Source organism: Cupriavidus sp. 05T313 (genome assembly GCF_056396665.1).
In genome coordinates, this window is the sequence record NZ_JBFTLX010000371.1 from 1 (window position 1) to 4,944 (window position 4,944).

A 4,944-nucleotide genomic window follows, 5' to 3' on the forward strand; every position below is an offset into this window, starting at 1 on the left:
GGCTTTTATAGGAGTGATCCTATAAATTTCTCGGAAAAAATAAGCTGTCATGGATGACCCCTCCTGCGACTGGAACGTGTGGCCCGATCTGCCGATCGGGATGCGCCATTGCAATGCGCTCCGCATGTCCTTGCTAACGTCAGATTCGGCAAAAACTTGACTGCCGGGAGGGCGGCGAAAAGCATGCCGGCGATCGGTGGTCCGCGGCGCCGCAGGTTAAGCAGGCCGGGCGCTGAGGGGCAGGGCCTGGGGGGGGGATTTGACGGGTAGGGACGGGGACGGGTGCGAGCCTTGCGGCGGCACCCGCCTGCCAGTGCTACGGGCGCGTTGGCGCGCCGCGCCGGGCTTCGATCTCGCGCAGTACGCGCCGCTGGATCTTGCCGGTGGTGGTCATCGGCAACTGGTCGAGGAACTCGATCGCCTTGGGATATTCATACGGCGCAAGCTGGCCGCGCACATGCTGCTGCAATTCGGCGACCAGTTCAGCGTCGGCCTGCGCTGAGCGGGCGACTGACGGCACCAGTACGATGAACGCCTTGACCACCGCGCCGCGCTCCGGGTCGGGGGAAGGCACCACGGCGCAATTCGACACGGCGGGGTGCTTGAGCAGGCAGTTTTCGATCTCGCTCGGCCCGATGCGATAGCCGGAGGACTTGAAGACATCGTCGGCGCGGCCCTGGTACCAGAAGTAGCCGTCCTCGTCGACGCGCGCAAGGTYGCCTGTGCGGCACCAGCGCAAGCCGTCTCGCTCCAGGTACTTGTCCGCGGTGGCCTCCGCGTTGCGCCAGTAGCCGAGGAAGAACACGGGGTCGGGATGGCCGTGGCGGTCGGTGCTGCACACGGCAATCTCGCCGTCTTCGCCCGGCGGACAAGGCTTGCCCTCGTCGTCGACCACGGCGAGGCGGTGGCCGGGGTAGGGCCGCCCCATCGAGCCCGGGCGCGCGGGCCAGCCGGGCTGGCCGTCGTCGTTCTGGGCGGTGCAGTTGCCCACGATGTAGTTGATCTCGGTCTGGCCGAACATTTCATTGACGACCACACCGAGCGCGTCGCGGCACCAGGCGAACACGGTTTCCCCTACGGCTTCGCCTGCGCTCATCAGCGCGCGCAGGTGCAACTGGTAACGCTCGCGCGGCGCGGGGCAGGTTTTCATCATCTGCTTGAGCGCGGTGGGAAAGAGGAAGGTATTGGTGACCCGATAGCGCTCCATCAGTGCGAAGGCAACCTGCGCCGAGAACCGCCCCTGATAGCCGACGATGGGCTTGCCGAAATACAGCGCGGGCATCAGTGCATCCCACAGGCCGCCGGTCCAGGCCCAGTCGGCCGGGCTCCAGAATACGTCGTCCGCCTGCGGGAACCAGTTTTGCGAACAGACGAAGCCAGTGAGATTGCCGATCAGTGCGCGGTGCGGGATCAGCGCGCCTTTCGGCGGCCCGGTGGTTCCGCTGGTGTAGATCAGCACGGCGGCCTCGTCGGCCTTGGTCTGAACGGCGGTAAATTCCGGTAGCTCGGCGGCCAGCAGCGCGTCCCAGTCATGCTCCGCGCGGCCCACCGCGCCGCCAACACCGATCACCGAGGCCAGCGCCGGGCACTCCGCGCGCGCCGCCAGCACATTGTCGATCGCTGTTTCATCGGCAATGGCCACGCAGGCATCGCTGTGCCGGAGCCGGTAGGCCAGCGCTTCCGGTCCGAACAGCATCGACAAGGGCGTGGCGATGGCGCCGAGCTGATAGATTGCCATCTGTGCAACCACCGTCTCGATGCGCTGGGGCATCACGATGCCGACGCGGTCTCCCCGCGCCACGCCCAGCGTGCGCAGCGCCCGCGAGAGGCGGTCCGCCTCGGCCTGGATGTAGGCGTAGCTGTAGCTGGCGCGGCGCCCGTCCTCGTGTTCGGTGTGGACCGCCACCCGGTCCGCGGTGGCGGGAGCGCGCGCCCAGCGGCTACAGCACACGTCGGCGAGGTTGAAGTGCTCGGGCACCTGCCAACGGAATTCATCGTAGAGCGCGCGATAGTCGTCGCGGCGGCTGGCGGGCAGGGCGGGTGCGGCCATGCTGGGTCTCCTGGTTTGCGCTCGATATTGCGCGGATGCGTGCCGGGCCGGCTTGCCGCTATAATCCACACAAACGAACGATCGTTCTATTTTTTGGCTTCCCCGTTGTCGCGGGTGAAAGCGTCCGCCACGAAAAGGCACCCGGGGAGACACCATGACAATAAGAGAAACCTCGCGCTCGGAATTTATCACGTTGCGCGGCCTCAACATGCACGTACGGCACTGGGGCCAGCCCGGTGCGCCCACCTTGTTCCTGCTGCATGGCTGGATGGATGTGGCCGCCTCGTTCCAGTTCATGGTGGATGCGCTGGAGCGCGACTGGCGTGTCATTGCGCCCGACTGGCGCGGCTTCGGCCAGACCGATTGGCCCACACGCTATCCCGGCACCGAGTCCTACTGGTTTCCCGACTACATTGCCGATCTCGAGGCCGTGCTCGATCATTACCAGCCGGACCAGCCGGACCAGCCGGTGAACCTGGTGGGGCATAGCATGGGTGCCAACGTCGCCTGCTTCTATGCCGGCATCCGTCCCGAGCGGGTGCGCCGCGTGGTCGACCTGGAGGGGTTTGGCATGACGGGCACCCGCGCCGAGCAGGCGCCCGGTCGCTATGCGCGCTGGCTGGACGAACTGCGGCAGCGCCAGCCGCTGAAGACCTATGACAGCGTGGAGGCAGTGGCGGCGCGGTTGCAGAAGACGAATCCGCGCCTGCCGGACGATCGCGCGGCGTTCCTGGCCAAGCACTGGTCGGCCAGGAACGCCGAAGGCCGCTGGGAAATCCTTGGCGACGCCGCCCACAAGATGGTCAATCCCGTGCTGTACCGGCTGGACGAAGTGATGGCGATCTGGGCAAAGGCCACCGCGCCGGTACTGCATGTGGAAGCGCGCGACTCCCAAACGCTCAGCCATATTGCAAAGGGGCAGCCGCTGGAGGAGTTCAAGCTGCGCTTCAAGGCGTTCCGGGATTTCCGCGAGGCCATTGTCGATGACGCCGGCCATATGCTGCATCACGACCAGCCGCGGGTGGTCGCCGGGCTGGTCGAATCGTTCTGCGCGTAATGTCCGCTGGCGCCATGCCGCTACGCTCAGGCGTGCGTCAGCTTTTCCTTGAGCGTGGCGTTGTTGCTGGTGTGCACGTGCACCAGCGCCTTTTCGGGGAAGGCATAGTGATAGGCGCGGCGCAAGGCCAGCGCGGCCTCGTGGAAGCCCGACAGGATGAGTTTCTGCTTGTTGGGATAAAACGCGATATCGCCGGCGGCGAAGATGCCGCGCCGGGAAGTCTCGTAGGTGGTGGTATCCACCACGATACGGCCGGCGCGCATGTCGAGGTCCCATTGGGCGATCGGGCCGGGTTCGGAGACCAGGCCATAGAGCGCCACCAGTTCGTCGGCCGGCAGGCTGACGGTGTCGTCGCGGGCGCGGATATCGACGCCGGCCAGGGTGTCGCCCTCGGTTTTGAGCGCGCCCAGCATGCCTACCACGAAGTCCATTTCGCCAGCGGCCACCGCGGCCCGCATTTCGGCCACCGTGCCGTCGGCCGCGCGAAAGCCCTCCCGGCGGTGCACCAGCGTGACGCGCGCTGCGATCTTGCGCAGCGCCAGCGCCCAGTCCAGCGCGGAATCGCCGCCGCCGGCCACCACGACGCGCTTGCCGGCAAAGCGCGCGGTATCGCGCACGGCGTAGTGCAGGTAGCGGTCCTCCAGCGCGGCGGCTTCGGGCAGCGCCACGCGCTGCGGGGCAAAGGCGCCAGCGCCGGCGCAGATCAGCACGGYCGCCACGTCGAAGCGCTTGCCGTTGTCGGTGGTGACCAGCAGGCGGTGCGGGTGTTCGTGGCCGGGCGGGCGAGCGGTGGCCGTGGCGTGCGGTGCGGGCGGAATTTCGGCAAGGCCGTTGGCGCGTTCGTTGAAATGCATGGGAAACGCGAACGGCGCGCATTGTTCGAGCAGGCGATCGACCAGGTCTTGTGCCAGGCAGCCGGGCACGGCAGGGATGTCGTAGATCGGCTTTTCCGGATACAGCTCGGTGCACTGGCCGCCGGCGCGGTCCAGCACGTCGATGAGCTCGCACTTCAATCCCAGCACGCCCGCCTGGAACGCGGCGAACAGGCCGACCGGGCCCGCGCCGACAATCAGGACGTCGGTACGGATCACTTCGGATGGGGCGGCGCCATCGGCAGCATTGCGGGTTTCGGGCGTGGCGGAGTCAGTGGCGTGGATCGGCATGGCTTGGCAGGCAGCGCGCGCGGCGCCGCCAGGGGGGAGGATCGTCAGGCCACAACTATACCGCGCGGGGCGGCGCTCCATGCCTACGCCAGTGTTGGCGGCAGGGCTATCGGCCTGCCCGCGGGCGTGGGTTGTGTGGGCTAGCCCACGTGGCCGCTGGCGCGGGAGTAACACACGATTAACGCGGAATATGCGCGGGAGTAGAATAGACACATGCAAAATCCACACGCAATCAACGCAGACCTGCATTGCCATTCCACCGTATCCGACGGCATGTTGTCGCCCAGGGACGTGGCCGCGCGCGCGCGCGCCGGCGGCGTGGCGTTCTGGGCGCTGACGGACCATGACGAGGTCGGCGGACAGGCCGAGGCGCGCGCCGCTGCCGAGGCGCTTGGCATGCATTATGTGCCGGGGGTGGAGATTTCCGTGACATGGGCCGGCCAGACCGTCCATATCGTCGGCTTGCAGATCGATCCGGCTTGTCCGGCGCTGGTTGAAGGCCTGGCGGCGACGCGCTCCGGTCGCGCGGCGCGGGCGCAGGATATCGGCGAGGCGCTGGCCGCGATCGGCATCGAGGGCGCCTACGCGGGCGCGCTGCAGCATGTCGGCAATCCCGACCTGATCTCCCGCACGCATTTTGCGCGCTGGCTGGTGGAGCAGGGGCGGTGCAAGAC

The 4,944-nt window shown here is 67.3% G+C and carries 4 protein-coding genes; 2 read left to right on the forward strand and 2 right to left on the reverse strand.

The annotated features are described in order from the left end of the window. Positions 1 to 316: 316 nt before the first annotated feature. On the reverse strand, positions 317 to 2,050 hold the full coding sequence (locus AC1DKD_RS38955; RefSeq protein WP_477144536.1) for an acetate--CoA ligase: 1,734 nt from the start codon (positions 2,048 to 2,050) through the stop codon (positions 317 to 319). A 154-nt stretch (positions 2,051 to 2,204) separates the two neighbouring features. Here AC1DKD_RS38955 and AC1DKD_RS38960 point away from each other — a divergent pair, with 154 nt between their 5' ends. Then, on the forward strand, positions 2,205 to 3,107 hold the full coding sequence (locus AC1DKD_RS38960; protein ID WP_477111063.1) for an alpha/beta fold hydrolase: 903 nt from the start codon (positions 2,205 to 2,207) through the stop codon (positions 3,105 to 3,107). Positions 3,108 to 3,133: 26 nt separating this feature from the next. Here the strand turns inward: AC1DKD_RS38960 and AC1DKD_RS38965 are convergent, their stop codons facing one another. After that, positions 3,134 to 4,270: an NAD(P)/FAD-dependent oxidoreductase gene (locus tag AC1DKD_RS38965; RefSeq protein ID WP_477144537.1), complete on the reverse strand. Its 1,137-nt coding sequence runs from the start codon at positions 4,268 to 4,270 to the stop codon at positions 3,134 to 3,136. 213 nt (positions 4,271 to 4,483) lie between these two features. On the opposite strand from AC1DKD_RS38965, the gene AC1DKD_RS38970 reads away from it, so the two are divergent. Beyond that, positions 4,484 to 4,944: PHP domain-containing protein (locus AC1DKD_RS38970; RefSeq protein WP_477144538.1), on the forward strand; the 461-nt coding region annotated here is incomplete at its 3' end.